This window comes from Streptomyces sp. NBRC 110611 (assembly GCF_001590865.1).
GTDB lineage: Bacteria > Actinomycetota > Actinomycetes > Streptomycetales > Streptomycetaceae > Streptomyces.
In genome coordinates this window covers 1-16,080 of record NZ_BBUY01000030.1, presented here as the reverse complement: position 1 = coordinate 16,080, position 16,080 = coordinate 1, and the positions used below count along the sequence as shown (strand labels likewise).

The 16,080-nt window shown below is 71.2% G+C and carries 12 protein-coding genes and 2 pseudogenes; 5 read left to right on the top strand and 9 right to left on the bottom strand.

Annotated features, from left to right (window positions below; translation table 11 throughout):
- Window positions 1-25: 25 nt before the first annotated feature.
- Window positions 26-2,512: a SpoIIE family protein phosphatase gene (locus tag AZE13_RS31600; protein ID WP_066939799.1), complete on the bottom strand. Its 2,487-nt coding sequence runs from the start codon at window positions 2,510-2,512 to the stop codon at window positions 26-28.
- Window positions 2,513-2,708: 196 nt separating this feature from the next.
- Complete coding sequence (locus AZE13_RS31595; protein ID WP_066939796.1) at window positions 2,709-3,335, bottom strand: YigZ family protein; 627 nt, start codon at window positions 3,333-3,335, stop codon at window positions 2,709-2,711.
- Between the two features lie 267 nt (window positions 3,336-3,602).
- Here AZE13_RS31595 and AZE13_RS31590 point away from each other — a divergent pair, with 267 nt between their 5' ends.
- Together AZE13_RS31590 and AZE13_RS31585 are read left to right on the top strand one after the other, a co-directional pair.
- A complete protein-coding gene (locus tag AZE13_RS31590) occupies window positions 3,603-4,442 on the top strand; it encodes a type VII secretion system-associated protein (protein WP_066939793.1) in 840 nt (279 codons plus the stop codon).
- 219 nt (window positions 4,443-4,661) lie between these two features.
- Window positions 4,662-5,078: a CoA-binding protein gene (locus AZE13_RS31585; protein ID WP_066939791.1), complete on the top strand. Its 417-nt coding sequence runs from the start codon at window positions 4,662-4,664 to the stop codon at window positions 5,076-5,078.
- A gap of 37 nt (window positions 5,079-5,115) precedes the next feature.
- On the opposite strand, the gene AZE13_RS31580 is transcribed toward AZE13_RS31585, so the two are convergent.
- On the bottom strand, window positions 5,116-5,874 hold the full coding sequence (locus AZE13_RS31580) for an acyltransferase (RefSeq protein ID WP_107288556.1): 759 nt from the start codon (window positions 5,872-5,874) through the stop codon (window positions 5,116-5,118).
- A gap of 198 nt (window positions 5,875-6,072) precedes the next feature.
- Here AZE13_RS31580 and AZE13_RS31575 point away from each other — a divergent pair, with 198 nt between their 5' ends.
- Window positions 6,073-6,633 (top strand): gamma carbonic anhydrase family protein, encoded by a 561-nt coding sequence (locus AZE13_RS31575; protein ID WP_066939785.1) that lies wholly within the window; start codon window positions 6,073-6,075, stop codon window positions 6,631-6,633.
- Between the two features lie 24 nt (window positions 6,634-6,657).
- Here AZE13_RS31575 and AZE13_RS31570 read toward each other — a convergent pair whose 3' ends face one another.
- Window positions 6,658-7,653 carry an alpha/beta hydrolase gene (locus AZE13_RS31570; RefSeq protein ID WP_066939783.1) on the bottom strand — a complete coding sequence of 332 codons (996 nt, stop codon included), beginning with the start codon at window positions 7,651-7,653 and terminating at the stop codon, window positions 6,658-6,660.
- Window positions 7,654-7,944: 291 nt separating this feature from the next.
- On the opposite strand from AZE13_RS31570, the gene AZE13_RS39135 reads away from it, so the two are divergent.
- Together AZE13_RS39135 and AZE13_RS31560 are read left to right on the top strand one after the other, a co-directional pair.
- Window positions 7,945-9,996, top strand: a complete 2,052-nt coding sequence (locus AZE13_RS39135; RefSeq protein WP_066939780.1) for an ATP-binding protein — start codon at window positions 7,945-7,947, stop codon at window positions 9,994-9,996.
- A gap of 259 nt (window positions 9,997-10,255) precedes the next feature.
- Window positions 10,256-10,414, top strand: coding sequence for a hypothetical protein (locus AZE13_RS31560; RefSeq protein ID WP_398780276.1), 159 nt, complete (start codon window positions 10,256-10,258; stop codon window positions 10,412-10,414).
- Between the two features lie 157 nt (window positions 10,415-10,571).
- Here AZE13_RS31560 and AZE13_RS31555 read toward each other — a convergent pair whose 3' ends face one another.
- From AZE13_RS31555 to AZE13_RS31535, 5 genes and pseudogenes are all read right to left on the bottom strand, one after another.
- Window positions 10,572-11,222: a DedA family protein gene (locus AZE13_RS31555; protein WP_066939772.1), complete on the bottom strand. Its 651-nt coding sequence runs from the start codon at window positions 11,220-11,222 to the stop codon at window positions 10,572-10,574.
- Between the two features lie 248 nt (window positions 11,223-11,470).
- Window positions 11,471-11,773: pseudogene (locus tag AZE13_RS38620) on the bottom strand (DUF4442 domain-containing protein); the annotation flags it as partial.
- Between the two features lie 709 nt (window positions 11,774-12,482).
- Window positions 12,483-13,436, bottom strand: a pseudogene (locus tag AZE13_RS38615) (recombinase family protein); the annotation flags it as partial.
- Between the two features lie 459 nt (window positions 13,437-13,895).
- Window positions 13,896-14,825 carry a TRM11 family SAM-dependent methyltransferase gene (locus AZE13_RS31540; RefSeq protein ID WP_066939766.1) on the bottom strand — a complete coding sequence of 310 codons (930 nt, stop codon included), beginning with the start codon at window positions 14,823-14,825 and terminating at the stop codon, window positions 13,896-13,898.
- Between the two features lie 13 nt (window positions 14,826-14,838).
- On the bottom strand, window positions 14,839-15,456 hold the full coding sequence (locus AZE13_RS31535; RefSeq protein WP_258528122.1) for a hypothetical protein: 618 nt from the start codon (window positions 15,454-15,456) through the stop codon (window positions 14,839-14,841).
- Window positions 15,457-16,080 lie beyond the last annotated feature (624 nt).

Sequence of the window (16,080 nt, the reverse complement as noted above, 5' to 3'; positions counted from 1 at the left end):
CGGCGCATGCGGCCGGCCGCCGCCGTCAGGCCTGCTCCCCCACCGGCCGCACCACTGGCCCGGAGTCCTGTCCCGAGAAGGGCTGTTCCGCCCAGATGACCTTTCCCCGGGTGGTGTAGCGGGTCCCCCAGTGGTCGGTGAACTGGGAGATCAGGAAGAGCCCGCGGCCGCCCTCGTCGGTCGTGCGGGAGTGCCGCAGGTACGGCGAGGTGCTGCTGCCGTCGGACACCTCGCAGATCAGGTTCTGGCCGCGGATCAGGCGGAGCTGGATCGGGCCGGCGGCGTAGCGGATGGCGTTGGTGACCAGTTCGCTGACGACGAGTTCGGTGGTGAAGGCGAGGTCCGCCAGGCCCCAGCGTTCGAGCTGTCCGGTCACGACGGCGCGGGCCTCGGCGACGACCGCGGGGTCGGCGGACAGGTCCCAGGTGGCGTACCGGCCGGTGTCGAGGGCGCGGGTCTCGGCGAGCAGGAGGGCGGCGTCGTCCAGGGACCGGGCGGACACCAGCTCGTCGACGACATGGGAGCAGAGCGCGTCGAGCGTCAGTCCGGGTGTCGCAAGGGCGCGGTGCAGCCGTTCCCGGCCGGTGCGGCCGGGGGCGACGCCGGACAGCAGGCCGTCGGTGTACAGCGCGAGCACACTGCCCTCGGCCACCGGCAGCTCGAAGGACTCGAAGGGCAGGCCGCCGACGCCCAGCTGCGGGCCCACCGGCAGGTCGGTGGAGGTGACGGTGCGGTCTGGGGCGACCACGGCGGGCGCGGGGTGTCCCGCGCTGGCCATGGTGCAGGTCCGGCCGATCGGGTCGTAGACGGCGTACAGGCAGCTGCTGCCGAGCGCCACGGCGCCCGTCCGGCGGCCCTGCTCCTCCCGCGCCAGGCGGTCGACCACGTCGTCGAGGTGGGCGAGCACCTCCTCGGGGCGCAGATCGAGTGCCGCGAGGGTCTGTACGGCGGTCCGCAGCCGCCCCATGGTGGCGACGGCGTCGATGCCGTGGCCGGTGACCTCGCCGACGACCAGGGCCACCCGTGCGCCGGACAGCGCGATGACGTCGAACCAGTCGCCGCCGATGTCGCCGAGCTCGTTGGCGGGACGGTAGGCGGAGGCGACCCGTACGGCGTCCTGGGCGGGGGAGCTCTGCGGCAGCAGGCTGCGCTGGAGGGCGAGCGCCGTCTGGCGCTCCCGGGTGTAGCGGCGGGCGTTGTCCATGCACACCGCGGCCCGGGCGACGAACTCCTCGGCGAGGCGGAGGTCGTCCTCGGTGAACGCGTCGTCGCCCTGGCTGCGGAAGAACGTGGTCACGCCCATGGTGGTGCCGCGGGCGCGGATCGGGACCACCATGGCGGTGTGCAGGCCCAGTTCGCCGAAGTGCCCACGGCGTCCGCCGGGCACCTCGGCCACCCAGTCGGGGTCGCGCGGGTCCAGCCGCTCGGCCCGCCACGATCCGCCGCCGGCCAGCGCGCGGACGGGCGGCGACGAGGCGTGGTAGCCGGCCAGGCCGCCGATCCCGACCGTGGACTCGGGCACACCGTCGCGCAGCGACTGCTGGCCGCCGCGGCGCAGCGGGACGGTGTCCGCGTCGCTGAGCGGGCCCGGCAGCGGTTCCTCGCCCCTGACCACGGAGTCCAGCAGGTCGACGACGACGCAGTCGGCGAGCTCGGGCACCGCCACGTCCGCGAGGTCCTGGGCGGTCTGCATCACGTCGAGGGTGCGGCCGATGTATTCGCCGGCCCGGTCCAGCAGGGCCAGCTGGCGACGGGAGCGGTAGTGCTCGGTGACGTCGATGACCGTGTAGCAGACCCCGAGCGGCCGGCCGTCGGGGTCGTCCAGGCGGACGAAGGACATGGTCTGGGCGCGCTCGTGGTACGGGTCGGAGACCACACGGCCGGCGTGCTCGTAGCCGGTCACCGGCTCGCCGGTGTGCAGTACGCGGCGCATCTGCGCCTCCAGCGCCGCGGCGTCCAGGCCCGGCTGGATCTCCCCCAGCCGCCGTCCGAGGCGCCGGTGCGCGGGGCCGCCGCCGAACTGTTCCAGCGCCGGGTTGGACCAGACGTACCGCAGATCGGTGTCCACGATGGCCATGCCCACGGGGGAGGTCGCCACGATCCGTTCCAGCACCGGCCGGCTCGCCTCCCAGCCGTGCGCGGGTGCGGCGGCCGCCAGGATGAGCCAGTGTGCCCGGCCCGCGCGGTCGGTCACCGGGACCACCTGCGCCTGGACGCCCGCCGGTTGGCCGTCGGGGCGCCGCGCCGCCAGCCGGCCGTACCAGCCGCCGTGCGCCCGGCACTCCGCGGCGAGGGCGGGCAGCCGGGCCGCGTCGTCGGGGGTGAGCAGGTCGGCGGCGGGACGGCCGACGGTGTCACGGGCGGGGCGGCCCAGCAGGCGCTCGGCCGTCCCGGGCCAGTTCTCGACCCGGCCCCGAGCGTCCACGAGCAGCACGGCGGCGTCCGCGACGTCGAACGACGCGTACCGTCCCGCGGAGCTGTCCGCCGGGTCCCCCGCCCTGTCCGCTGCCATGCCCGCTCTTCCGTCCCTGTCACCGGCCCACGTACCGTATCCCTACCTTTCCTCCCTTTATCCCCCTTTTCCGCCCATTTCCGTCATCCACCCCCTCCCCCTACTCCACTCCACCCACTCCATTCCGCCCCGAACGACCGCTCCCGCCCGGCCCTGTCCGCCTCTGCCCGGCCCTGCCCGCGCGTTCCCTCAGATCTCAGATCTCGCCGTACGCCTCCCCGCCCGGCTCCAGCCGCGCCGTCCCGGCCGTCGCGTCCGCGAGCCAGGCGCGGAAGGCCTCGAGGTCGGACTCCGGGAGCCCGATCTCGATCCGTACCTCCGCCCCGTACGTCACCTCGCGTACCGACCGCCCCGTCGCCCGCAGGTCGTTCTCCACCCGGCCCGCCCTCTGGTGGTCCACGGTGACCGTGACCAGCCGGAAGCGCTGCCGGGTGACCGTCCCCAGTGCGTCCAGCGCCTCGCCGACGACCCCGCCGTACGCCCGGATCAGACCGCCGGCGCCGAGCTTGACACCGCCGAAGTAGCGGGTGACGACGGCGACGACATAGCGCATCTCACGGCGCACCAGCATCTGCAGCATCGGCACGCCCGCGGTACCGCCCGGCTCACCGTCGTCGCTCGCCTTCTGGACGCGGCCGTCGGCCCCGAGGACGTACGCCCAGCAGTGGTGCCGGGCCGTGGGGTGCTCCTTGCGGATCCGCGCGATGAAGTCCTGGGCCTCCTCCTCGGTCGCGACCGGCGCGAGCGCGCAGAGGAAGCGGGACTTGTTGATCTCGATCTCATGGACGCCCTCGTGCGCGAGCGTCCGGTAGTGATCCTGCATCGCACCAGCCTATGCGGCCCCGCTGACATGGCCGCGGCGGCCGGCGGCGGTGCCCGGCGCCGCGCTGGGGTGTCCGCCGTGCGGGTGCGGGGGTCCGCCGTACGGGCGCAGTCCGCGCGGCCAGGCGGCGTACCCGGCCCGGCCGCCCGGTGCGTCGGGGCGACGTCCGCGCCGCCCGTGGGCACTGTGAGGCCAGTGCGAGTGCCTCGTGTTTCCGGGGCCCGCTCGGACACGCACCAATGGAACGGCGGGTTTGCGGAGGGCTGCATGGAAGAGAGCACACAGTCGGCGATGACGGCGGGCGAACCCGTGACGGGCGAGGACATGCCCGAGCCCCCGCCCGAGGTCATCGAGGCGGCACGCAACGCACCCGACCACTGGCTGGCCATGGTGGATCTGACCTGGCAGGGCGAGGGGCCGCCGCCGCTCTGGGCACTGATCGGCCAGTGGCGGTCCGGTCCGACGGGTGAGATCGAGGAGTGGCGGGACAACCCGGAGTACCGGCCGTCGCCGCAGATGCTGGACTGGTCCGAGCCCACCGACGCGGTCGACCGCGCACTGCAGCTCGCCGCGACCGGTTACGGCCCCGGGCAGGACGTCTCCGAGGCGCTGGCGCGCGCCGAGGTCGCGGTGCTGGTCACCGCGACCGGCACCCCGCTGGCCGCCGCCTCGCCCGAGGGCACCCCCGTGATCCCGGTCTACACCTCGCAGAACTACCTCGAGTCCGTGGGCCGGCTGCTGTACGACCGCCGTCCGGTGGCCGAACTCGTCGGCCAGCTGCCGCCGGGCCATGCGCTGTACCTGAACCCCACCGGCCCGGTGAGCATGCTGGTGGACACCGAGGAACTGCGCACCCTGCTGGCCGGTACCACCGGGCCCCCGCACGAGACCTCCGCCGGGGTTCCCGCCGGGACTCCCGACGGAACCCACGACGAGTCCCGGGAGGCGGCCGCGGCCGGCCCGCTGCGCCCGGGTACCGGGGCCGGGGCCCCCGAGCCCGTCGGCGCCAACGGCCGGGCCATCGGCAAACCCGCCCGCGCCGCCAACGGCACCACGGTCGTCGGCGCCGGCCTCGCCGCCACCGGAGCGGCCCACACCTCCCCCTGACCCCGGCACCCCTCGGACCCGCCCCGCCCGCCTTCCCCTTCGGGCGGGGCGTTCATGCTGCGGCGCCCGTCCCCGCCACGGCCGGACGCGCCCGAACCGGGGTCGGCGGGAAGGAATCAAGGACGGAAATCGAGGACGGAATCGAGGACGGTAGGAGGGAATCACCCGAGCCGGCCCCCTGTTGTCCTGAAGCGGGACCACGGACCACAGGAGGCACCCATGCACGACGACCAGGCGGCCATCCGCAGGATCCTCACCGAACTCGGAGACACCTGGGCGGTCGTGGGGCTGTCCTCGAACCGGCAGCGCGCCGCGTACGGCGTCGCGGAGGTGCTGCGGCGTTTCGGCAAGCGGATCGTCCCCGTGCACCCGAAAGCCGAGTCCGTGCACGGGGAGGTGGGCTACCCCTCACTCGCCGCCATCCCCTTCCCCGTCGACGTCGTCGACGTCTTCGTGCGCAGCGACCTCGCCGGAGCCGTCGCCGACGAAGCCGTCGCCATCGGTGCCGAGGCCGTCTGGTTCCAGCTCGGTGTCACGGACGACGCCGCCTGTCGGCGCACCCGCGCCGCCGGCCTCACGATGGTCATGGACCGCTGCCCGGCCATCGAGATTCCACGGCTCGGCCCCGCACGGTGAGGAGGGCGTCCGGTGACGGAGATCCGTCGGAAGCGCCCTAGGCCTCCCCGGAGCCCGGCTCCTGGTGCTCCCCCAGCGCGCGCAGCTGCGCCGGTGTGACGTCCTCGGGGATCGGCACCGGCGTCGGCGTACGCAGCGGCGGCTGCCATCCGTTCCGGGGGTCCCAGCGGCGCACGATCCTGGCGGGCGCGCCGGCCGCCACCGCGTGGTCGGGGACCTCGCCCCGGACCACGGACCCGGCCGCGACCACCGCGTTCCGGCCCAGCCGCGCACCGGGCAGGATCACCGCTCCGGTGCCGATCCAGCTGCCGGAGCCGATGGCGACCGGTTCGCTGCGCGGCCACTGCTTGCCGACCGGCATCCGGGGATCGTCGTAACTGTGATTGGTGGTGGTGAGGTAGACACCGGGGCCGAAGAAGCAGTCATCGCCGATCGTCAGCCGGACATCCGCGATCACATGGCTGCCGCGGCCGAGCACCACGCCGTTCCCCAGCGTGAGGATCGGCTCCGGTCCCAGGTCGAGGTCCGGCATCATCCCCGCCGTCAGCGTCACGTCCGTACCGATGATGCAGTGGTCGCCGATCTCGATCCACGGGTCGCCGAAGACGGTGCCCTGCGGGAAGGCGAGCCGGGTACCGGTGCCGATCCGGCGGAAGCGGTACGGGCCCGGACGCTCGGCGGTGACGGCCCCCGCCTCCCTCACCCAGCGCGCACCGCGGTGGACGGCACGCGACACGGCCCGGCGCCGCCAGGCCGCGACGGATGAGAACACGTTCTGGTCTATCGGCACCCGCACACCGTAATCGGCCCGCTGCCCGCCCGGCCGCGCGGCGTGCTGTGATCTTCGCCCCACCGGCGGCCGCCCCCGCCCGGCGGCCCGCCCGTCGTCTACGGTCGTCCAAGGCGCCGCGGGCGCGGCAGAGACACGGCATGGCATGACATGACGAGACATGGCGTGGCATGGCATGACAAGGCGTGGCGAGGAGAACCGGACATGACGGAACGGGCGTTGATCTCACCGGTCGGCGGCGAGGAGCCGAGGATCGATCAGCGGGCCTTCACCGCGCCGACGTCCGTCGTGCTCGGCGAGGTCACCCTGGCTGCGGGGGCCAGCGTCTGGTACCACGCGGTGCTGCGCGCCGACTTCGGCCCCATCGCGCTCGGCGCGGACTCGAACATCCAGGACAACTGCACCGTGCACGTCGACCCCGGCTTCCCGGTGACCGTCGGCGAGCGGGTCTCCGTCGGACACAACGCGGTCCTGCACGGCTGCACCGTCGAGGACGACGTCCTCATCGGCATGGGCGCCACCGTCCTCAACGGCGCCCACATCGGCGCGGGATCCCTGGTCGCCGCACAGGCACTGGTCCCCCAGGGCATGCGGGTACCGCCCGGCTCCCTGGTCGCCGGGGTGCCGGCGAAGGTCAGACGCGAGCTGACCGACGAGGAGCGCGAACTCATCAGCTCCAACGCAGCGATGTACCGGGATTTGGCGGCGCGCCACCGGGACGCGCTCACGGACGTCACAGAGGTCACGGGTGTCACGGACGCCTGAGCCGGGCACGCGGGCCGCGGGACGTCACACGGACGGCACGGGTCCCCGCAGCTGCTCGCTGATCCAGTGCAGCGAGTCGGCCATCCGCTGCATGTAGGTGCGGGCACTGTGCCCGCCGTCCGGTATCTCGAAGAGCGTGGCGCGGATCGGCCCGCCGGTGTAGTCCCGGATGAAACGCTTCACATCGGGCACCGCCTTCTCCTCGCCGCCGAGTTCGAAGGCCAGATGAACCTGCGGCCCCTGCCGCGCGGCCAGCAGCCGCGCCAGGTGGCGTGGGTCGTTGGCGCGCTTCTCGTCCGGGTACCCCCGCCACATCGGCGAATCCGGCACCGTGTCCGGGCCGTTGACGATGGCGGCCTTGAACCTCGCCGGATGGGCGAGCACGGCTTTCAGCGCCGCGAAGCCGCCGGACGACGATCCCATGAAGGCCCATCCGTCGCGGCTGTTGTACGTACGGAAGTTGGCGCGCGCGAACTCCGGCACGTCCTCGGTCAGCCAGGTGCCCATCTTCGGCTGCCCCGGGATGTCACTGCCGTCGTAGTACTTCTTGGCGGGGTTGAGCACCGGCATCACCACGATGAACGGCAGCGTCTTGCCCTGCTGCGACCACTCCGCGATGCGCTCCTCCAGCGCGATCGGCGCCCCGGCCCAGTAGTTGAAGGGGTAGCCGTGGGAGCCGGGCAGCGCGATCAGCACCGGGAAGCCGCTCCCGGCGTACTGCGGCTGGTGGTACTGCGGCGGCACCCAGGCCCATATGTCCCCGGTGAAACCGGACTTCCGGCCGTGCCACCTCGTCCTGAGCACCTGGGTGCCGTCATCGCCGGTCGTACGGAACGGGGTGAAGGAGGAGCGCGGTCCCCGGGGCAGCACCGTCCGCGGTTTTCCGTCGGCCGAGTCGGCGGCGTGCGACGCCCGCAGCCGCGGCACCCCCGAGGCGTCGACGACATCCCTGCTTCCGCATCCGGCCAGCAGCCCCAGGGCCACCGTACTCACCGCGGCACCCACGCGCAGGCACTTCATCGGACGTTCTCCTCGGGTCCTTGGGCGGCTGCGGGCAGCCACGCCGCCACCGCCGGTTCCGGTCCAAAGACATCACTTTAGGATCGGCCGGAACACCGCCGACGCCGACCCCCGCCCCTGTGACCTGCCGATCAGCCCCCGGCCACGCAGGAAGCGGCCCTGACGTCAAGGACGCGGACCGGCTTTCCCTCGTTCGATACGGACGCCCCCTGTTTGCCCATGGTCCGGTTCTGGCATGGTTGATTCCCAAATCGGAAGGGCGCGGCGCTTTGCCGTGGTTGGGGATGACCGATGACCGCGTGGGCCGATCGCGGGCCGCTGCCCGGTGTAGTGGGACGGGCCGTCGAACACGAGCAGGTGTCCGGGCTGCTGAGCGGCGCTCGGCTGGTGACGCTCACCGGAGCCGCCGGAGTGGGCAAGAGCGCGCTGGCCCGTGCCGTCCTGGAGGAGCACACCGCGCGGCACGACGGCACGGTGCTCCGGGCCGCCTGCTGGGACGGCCTGGCCCAGGGCGGTGTGATCGAGGCCCTGCTCCGGGCGGCGGAGCTGCCGCAGGCCGCCCGCCGGGACGCGGCGCGGGCGCTGGCCCGGCGTACGGCGCATCCCTGCGTCGGCGCACCGGCGCACGGCCGGGCGGGCGGCGTGGACTCCCCGGCGGGCGCTTCCCGGACGGAAGGTACCGCGGTCGCGGCGCTCACCTCGTACTGCCGGCAGCACCGTACGACCGTGCTGCTGGACGACTGTGATCCGGTGCTGGACGAATGCGCCCAGCTGGTGCGGCGGCTGCTGGCCGAGCCGGGGATCCGGATCGTGGTGACCGCACGGCGGCCGCTGGGGCTGGCCGAGGAGCGGGTCGTCCGGCTCGCGCCGCTGCCGGTGACGCTGGGCGAGGGGATCGCCGGCCCGGCCGTCGAGCTGCTGGCCGCGCGGACCGGGCCCGCCGCGCCGGAACTCCTGGTCGCGGTGTGCCAGGCGCTGGAGGGCTCCCCACTGGCGATCACACTGGCCGCGCACCAGCTGGACCGGATGACGTTGCCGCAGCTCGCGGCCCAGGTGGGCGCGGACGGGGCGCTGTTCTGCTCGGGGCCGGGGGCGAGCGTACGGCACACCTCGCTCTACGCCGCGCACGCCGCGGGCTACGCCCTCTGTTCGCCCACCGACCGGCGGGTGTGGGCGAGGCTCTCGGTCCTTCCGGGCGACTTCGATCCCTGGCTGGCCGGGTGCGTCTGCGCCGGCAGCGACGTTCCCGCCGCGGCGGTGGACGGCTCGCTGGAACGGCTGTGCGGCGCCTCGGTCGTCGAACGCGTGCAGGAAGCGGGCAGCGTACACCAGGAAACCGGGGCCGCCCTCCCCGCACGCTACCGGCTGCCCCGCGCCGCCCGGGACTTCGGGCGGACCCAGCTGCGCGACGCGGGCGAGGAGTCCGCGGCGCTCCGGCGGTTCCGGCAGGCCTGCGCGGCGCTCGCGGCCGAGGCGCAGATCGCCTGGCAGGGCCCGAACCAGCAGGTCGCCGTGCGCCTGGTGGAGGATGAACAGCACAACCTCGACACGGCGCTGACCCATCCCCCGCAGGACGCCGAGGACGCGCTCAGCGCCCTGGAGATCGCGGTCTCGCTGTGGTTCCACTGGGCGGCCTGCGGCTTCCGCCACGAGGGGCGGGCCCATCTGGAACGCCTGCTGATGCTTTCCCGGGAGGACACCGCGCTACGGGCCCGGGCGCTGTGGCTGGCCGGCTATCTGGCGGCTCAGGAGCGCGCGCCGGACGATGCGGAGCCGCTGCTGGGCCGGGCGTGGGCGGCGGCCGTGATGCACGCGGATTCCGACGGGCTGGCCCGGATCGCGCATGCGCACGGCGTGCAGGCGCTCTACCGCGCGGACCGGGCGGCGGCCGTGGCGTGCCTTGAGGAGGCCGTCCGGCACCGCTCCCGGGATCCCTGGTTCGGGCCGGGGCCCGCGCACAGCTGGGCGCTGCTCGCCATCGCCCTGGCACCGATCGACGCGGAGCGGGCGACGGCGGCGGCCCGCAGCGCCTGGGAGGCCCGGCACTCGGACGGGGATTTCTGGCTGTACTCGACGATCCTGTACGCGCATGCCCTCATCGAACGCACCCATGGCGAGCCGGCCGCCGCACTGCAGGCCTGCCGCAAGGCACTGATGGCCAAGGAACTCGTCGGTGACCCGCTGTTCATCGCCGGGGCCCGCACCATGCTCGACGCTCTGCGCCGTCGGGCGCGCGGCGGATCCGCGGATCCGGACCCCGACGATGAGGCTCCGTGGTGGGAGCGCGGCGGCCCCGGTCCGCGGGAACAGCCGTTCTTCTCCCGGACGAGGGCGGGGTCCTAGCGGGCCTGGAGCCGGTCCCAGCGGGGCGTGGAGCCGGGGCCCGAGGGCGGCCATCGCCGTCCCGGCCCGGTTCGGTCCTGCCCCGCGGGCACATGATCCGGTGGCACGCTGTCCGGATCCGGTGGGCACGCTGTCCGATGAATACGCACGGTGATGCCGTGGCCCCTCTCGGGATGCACGCCCGGCGGGCCGGCTCCATGCTGGAGGCATGAAGCGCGCCCCCGTGATCGTGCATCCACCGTGTACCGGCGGACGCCGTGTGACACTCCACGGACAGGATCTGGGCCGGGCACACCGGCCCGGTGAAGTGGCCGCGATCCTGCGCCGGGCCGGTTTCTGCACCACGAAGTTCGCCTGGGACGACACCGGCATCGTCGAATGGCGCGACGGCGGACCGGACATCTGGCAGATGCCCTGAGGCAGGGCAGGACGATCACGACACAGAGCGGACCGGTCCACGCCCCCGGGACCGGTCCACGACAGGCCGGGTCAGGTGACCGAGGCCGACGGGCCAACGAGCCGATGCGCCCGATACGCCGATGTGTACCGGCGTGCCGATGACCAACCGAACGCAGTCAGTCGACCGTCGCCGCGACCGGGGCCTGCTCCGCCTCACGCGCGGCGGCCGCCTTCTTCGTCCGGCGCTTCATGACCAGGAACGAGCCGATACCGAAGAGGACGGCGGCGGCCAGACCCGCCCACGAGAAGCGCTTGAGCCAGGACTCGGCAACCATGCCCAGGCTGTAGATCACCGCGGTTGTACCACCGGCCCAGATGATGCCGCCGAGGACGTTCGCGATCAGGAACTTCCAGTACGGCATCTTCAGCACACCGGAGAGCGGGCCGGCGAAGATGCGCAGCAGCGCGATGAAGCGTCCGAAGAAGACCGCCCACATTCCCCACTTCTCGAACTTCGCCTCGGCCATGGCGACATGGTCGGGGCCGAAGTGCTTGGGGAACTTCCGGCCGGCCCAGGCCAGCAGGGGCTGGCCGCCCTTGCGGCCGATCAGATAGCCGATCGAGTCACCGACGATCGCACCGACGGAGGCGCAGGTGCCCAGCACGACCGGGTCGATGTGATCCTGGGTCGCGGCGAGGATCGCCGCGCTGACGAGGACGATCTCACCGGGCAACGGAATGCCCAGGCTCTCGAGTCCGATGACCACCCCCACCAGGAGGTAGACGCTCACGGCCGGCACGGTCTCGAGCCACTCCTGGATGTGCAACGCCGATTCCTCCGCTGGTATAGGGCCCCCGCGGGCCGCTGCCCGGCGTCCTTGACGCCGGTGCCGTCGATCCCCTTGGCGCACCGCAGCGCGCCCGGGCAGCGTACTCGATCGACCCGCCCGAGGTCCGAATCCGTGTGCGGTACGCAACGTTCCGGCATTCCGAAGGCCCGGCCACGGTCCCGCGGGTCTCCCCACCCGACCCACGGGACATGCGGCACCGGTCATGCGGCCCTGTCAGGGCGCACTTATTGGGGCGCAGCGTTGGGGCGCAGCGTCCACACGATGCTCATCTCTCCCGTCACCGCGCCGTCCTCGCGGGTGATCAGGACATGCACCGGGAACTCCGGCCGCTCACCGGCATCGAGCTCGGCTATCACGTCCGCCACCGGCCGCCCCAGCTCCGCGGTGGCCGTGACCGGCCCCATGGCGAGCTTCTTGTAGCCGATCTCGGCGCGCACGGCCAGCGGCACGGCGCGGCCCAGCTGGTTGCCGAAGGCCGTCATCACTATCGCCCCGCTCGCGGACTCGGCGAGCGTGAACATGGCGCCGCGGATGTGCCCTTAACCACACGAGGGACGCGGGCGCCGGACGTGACTCAACAGAGAGCACACGCGTCCTGGCATCGTAGGACAGCTCCAGTCCCAGCTCCCGGTACAGCTCTTCTTTGCGAGAAGGATCAGCACGGAAGAGTCGGCCCTTGATGTCGCCGAGATCGGCTACGATCCGGCGGAGTTCCTCAACCGTCAGACGCTCTGCTGTCGGGTCGAGTCGTCGCGCCAACCGCTGGTCCGCCAAGCGTTTGTCGCGTTGCGCTTCAGCGATCCATTCGGCGACGACCGCCGGATCTGCCCCGGCATCGAGCGCAGCCCGGTACTGGGCGAGTTTCTGCTCGATAGCGTGGATGGTTCGCCTGGTTTCGTCGGCGACTTCCCGATCTTCGGCCAGTGCCTGCTGTGCCCGCACCATCTCGCTGAGAGTCTCGCTGAGCCGGGGTTCCTCGAAAGCTTCCGCGATCCAGGTATCGAGCGGCGGGAGGATCAGTTCTTCCCTCAAGTGGATCGACAGGGGGTGATCAACCCCAGTGGCCTTGGCGTACTCTCCTGGATAGACGCATCGGTAGTACAGCCGCCCATGGCTGTAAGCTCCCAGTATTTTGCGCTTGCAGATCCTGCAGCGCAACATTCCACGTAGGACATAAGGGCGAGAGCTCGCACGTGGGCTGCGTTCGGCAACGACGCCGTTCCGACGGTTTGCCATTCTTTGTTGCACTTCCTCGAAGAACTCTTTCGGCACCAGAGGCTCATGCGTTTGCTCCATCGAGTAAATCCACTTGTCGGGCGCATTAGCGATGAGTTTGTTTCGGTGCCCCAGAGTGACGTCCTCGACATCGATCAGGACCTCGTCCTGACGATGACGGTTCCATACCTGATGCCCCGTGTATCGCGGGTTCGCCAAGATCTTCTTCACCGTATTCTTCGACCACGCGGCCGAACTCCGGTGCCGGTTACGGTCGACGTCGTATCTCGATGGACATGGGATGCCGTCGCGGATCAACGCCTCAGCGATGGCATGCACCCCCTTGCCGGCGAGATACTCGCGATAGATCCTCTTGACCACCGGTGCTGTTACGGAATCAGGCTCCAGTCGGCGCAGCCGCTTGCCGTCGGCCGCTCTCGCCGGATTCGGATGCGGACCGGCGTCTACCAGCCGGTATCCATACGGGGGACGCCCGCCCAGGAACCGCCCTTCAGTGGCAGTCAGCGCCTCCATCGTCGCACGCACTCGGATTTTGATGCGATTACGCTCGGCTTTGGATGTGCCACCGTAGATGGACATCAACAGGTCATGCGCGTCAGAACCAGGGTCGACCGCGCCTCCGACCTCGGGCACCCAGAGCGGCACCCCATAATGCTGGAAGAGTGGGAAGATCAGGCTGAACTGATTCCCATAGAACATACGCTGCGGTTCGCCGATGACGACAGCGTCAAAACCACGGTGAGGATTCTTGAGCTCACTCAGCAGCGCGGTGGCTCGTGGTCGGCGCTGCCACGGTAGGGCGCGAGTCTGACCGATGTCGAAATACTCGACTGTGATTACTCCGTTCACCGATGAGATGAGGGTTTCGGCTCGGTGGCGCTGCCAGGCGCGTGAGGCATCAGGGTCTTGCAGGTCCTCTCTGGAAACGCGCCCCGCGAAGGCGAAATTAACCATGACGGCTCCAAAGTTGTCCGGCCATGCGGTGGAATGGCCGTGGGCGGGAACATCGGGTGTCCCTGTCGTAACTGAATCTCATGCAGAGCGCCAGCGAACGCCGGGGAAGCAGCCTCTCACCTCCTTCCAAGCCGACCGCTCGACGTCTCTTGATTCATCTGCTCACGCCGATATTCATCAAGAACGATGCGTAGCAGAACTCCTGCCGCAGAGGGGGAAATCGATGGCGGTTCCGTAGGAAACAGCACGCGAATCACATTCGCTTTCCATGCTTCCCGTTGTGGATTCTTGCCAGAAACCGCCCCCGGTGTCGCCGATGACCGTGGAGGCTCTGTCTCGGCACCCGGGTGAGAGTCGTGGCGACTGGCTCTGTCTCGGCCCCCGGATGACCGGCTCACCGCCGCTGCCCGGAGACAGTAATGGCCTCGTCGCGGTAACAAAGATCGGGAGCCATGGGCGTCATCGGGCCTCCCTCCGGGCGTAGTAGCGGCCGTTGGTGTCCGACCCTGGCCGGTGCCGGACCCTCCCTGTCGATGAGCTTCCACTCAGCACGGTTTTGGTGAAAATCAGGACATCTTCGTGCTGGACGACCGAGAGGGGGATGCCCTGGCGCCGGGCGTCGCGGACGTTCTTCATCTGGAAGAACGACGGGCGGGTGACCAGGCGGCCGTTGCGGACGCCGGCGAGGAGAGCGGCGCACCGTTCGGAAGGGGTGAGCCCGGCGGTCTTGCCGGCGGCGAGGACGGCGGAGGGCAGGTCGATCAGTTCGCCACGTTCACGCCAGGGGCGGGTGGTGACGACGACGGTGCCGCCAGGGCGGAGCATGGTGCGGCACTGGGTGAGGATCTCGGTGAAGGCGTGCAGGAGCCGGTCGGTGGAGACGTGGGCGAGGTTGGCGCGGTCGTGGCTGTAGCGGAAGTCCTTCTTCACCACCCCGCGTTCGCCGGTCTCCCGGGAGGAGCGCACCTGCCCGTGGACGCTGGGGCCGTAGGGCGGTGAGGTGACCACGAGATCCACCTCGCCGCGGGCAGAGGCAGGGGCAAGGGCGGTGAGGTGGCGGGCGTCGCCGCAACGGACGACGCTGGTGCTCGCGCCACTCTCCTGTGCGGCGGTACGGGCGTTGAGTGAGGCGAGGGTGGCCCACTTCGGTTCGTACTCGATGCCGAGGACGTTGCGGCCAAGGTGGAGGGCTTCAACGAGAGTGGTGCCAATGCCGCACATCGGGTCCAGGACCAGGTCGCCGGGCTGGGTGTAGGTGCGGATGGCATGGGCGGCGATGCCGGGATGCATCTTGGCCGGGTGGGCCGCTGAGCCTGGGGCATAGCGGCCCTTGCGCTGGGCGGGGGCGGAGGTAGGTGCGGTGTTCCACACCGAAAGGGGATGCAGCACGAGAGGGGCTCCTTCAGACTCCGGTGTGGATGGCGGTGAGGGCGATCAGGTCGCTGTGGGCCACGCCTGGGCTGGCGTCGGCGGGTGGGATGGGGATGAGGCGGTCGTCGGCGGGGTGGGTGTGCGCGACGATGACGTGCTGGAGGTAGCGGAAGCCGGCGGTGCGGGCGCAGGCGATGAGGGAGCCGAGCGGGTCGGTGAGGATGCCGTCGTCCCGGCGTTGGCGGGTGGCCAGGAGGAGCAGTCCGTCGGCGGGCAGGAGGCGGTGGGCGCGGTGGAAGAATCCTGGCCAGCCATTCTCCATCGCGCCGGGCATCTCACTGATGCCACCGCATGCCTGGATGTCGGTGGGGTCGGGGAGGGTGTCGGGGTGGAGTTCGGCGAGCAGCATCGAGAGCTTGCTGGGGGTGCCGTCGGTGTAGGTGAGGACAGCGGTGCGGGCGTCCATGCCCAGCTCGGTATCCCGTACGGAAATCTTCAGCAAGGGCGCGGGCCGGTCGCCGGGCCGGGTGGTGAACACGGTCCGGATCCGCTCGATCGCCCAGTCGGGAAGGACGGCGCCGGGAGCGGGAGCGGGAGCGGGTGCGGCATGCGGGTCGTCGGGGGCGGGGAGCCAGATCGTGGTCGGCAAGGGCCGGATGGCGCGAGGCCGGGCAGTGGGCGAGGGGTGGGACGGAGTGGTGGTCATGGGCTGGTGGGCCCGGGAAGAAGGATCGAATCCGTCTGGTGCTGACGTGAGATATAGAGAATCGGCCGGGCGATTTTGACATGGCTGCCGCGCGCGTTCGAATCGGTGAACCGGCCGAAGATCTGTATCTGCGCCACGACGGCGGACCCGTAGCGATCGGACAGTCTTCCCAGTTCAAGCCCACAGTGAGCCATTGCCGAGCCACCAGCGAGCCAGTGCCGAGCCAGTACCGCAGGGCCTCGACATGCCCGGTCGGCGCGGCCGAAAGATTTTTTCTTTGTTCGATGCCGAATGGCGTATCGGCGGCGCCACCGGGTCGTCCGGCCGGTTGGTGACAGGGCATCGCGGTGGGGGGGCGTGTAGGCACGCGGGCTGGTTCGCTGACGATGGACTCAGACGTCAGGATGATCGCGGCATCTGCGACCGCCTCTGCTGTGAGGCAACGGGCCACAACGTATGCGCGTGGCTGCTGGCTCCCGCCGATCCGCTCGTGCCGTGGATGACCTTGCGTGTGCCCCGAACGCTCTCTGTCTCGGCGACACGGCCGATTCTCCCGTCGCTGACAGT

Bases quoted from the DNA above. Each gene is read 5' to 3' on its own strand.
- AZE13_RS31600 (WP_066939799.1), bottom strand. From the start codon at position 2,512: ATGGCAGCGGACAGGGCGGGGGACCCGGCGGACAGCTCCGCGGGACGG.
- AZE13_RS31595 (WP_066939796.1), bottom strand. From the start codon at position 3,335: ATGCAGGATCACTACCGGACGCTCGCGCACGAGGGCGTCCATGAGATC.
- AZE13_RS31590 (WP_066939793.1), top strand. From the start codon at position 3,603: ATGGAAGAGAGCACACAGTCGGCGATGACGGCGGGCGAACCCGTGACG.
- AZE13_RS31585 (WP_066939791.1), top strand. From the start codon at position 4,662: ATGCACGACGACCAGGCGGCCATCCGCAGGATCCTCACCGAACTCGGA.
- AZE13_RS31575 (WP_066939785.1), top strand. From the start codon at position 6,073: ATGACGGAACGGGCGTTGATCTCACCGGTCGGCGGCGAGGAGCCGAGG.
- AZE13_RS31570 (WP_066939783.1), bottom strand. From the start codon at position 7,653: ATGAAGTGCCTGCGCGTGGGTGCCGCGGTGAGTACGGTGGCCCTGGGG.
- AZE13_RS39135 (WP_066939780.1), top strand. From the start codon at position 7,945: ATGACCGCGTGGGCCGATCGCGGGCCGCTGCCCGGTGTAGTGGGACGG.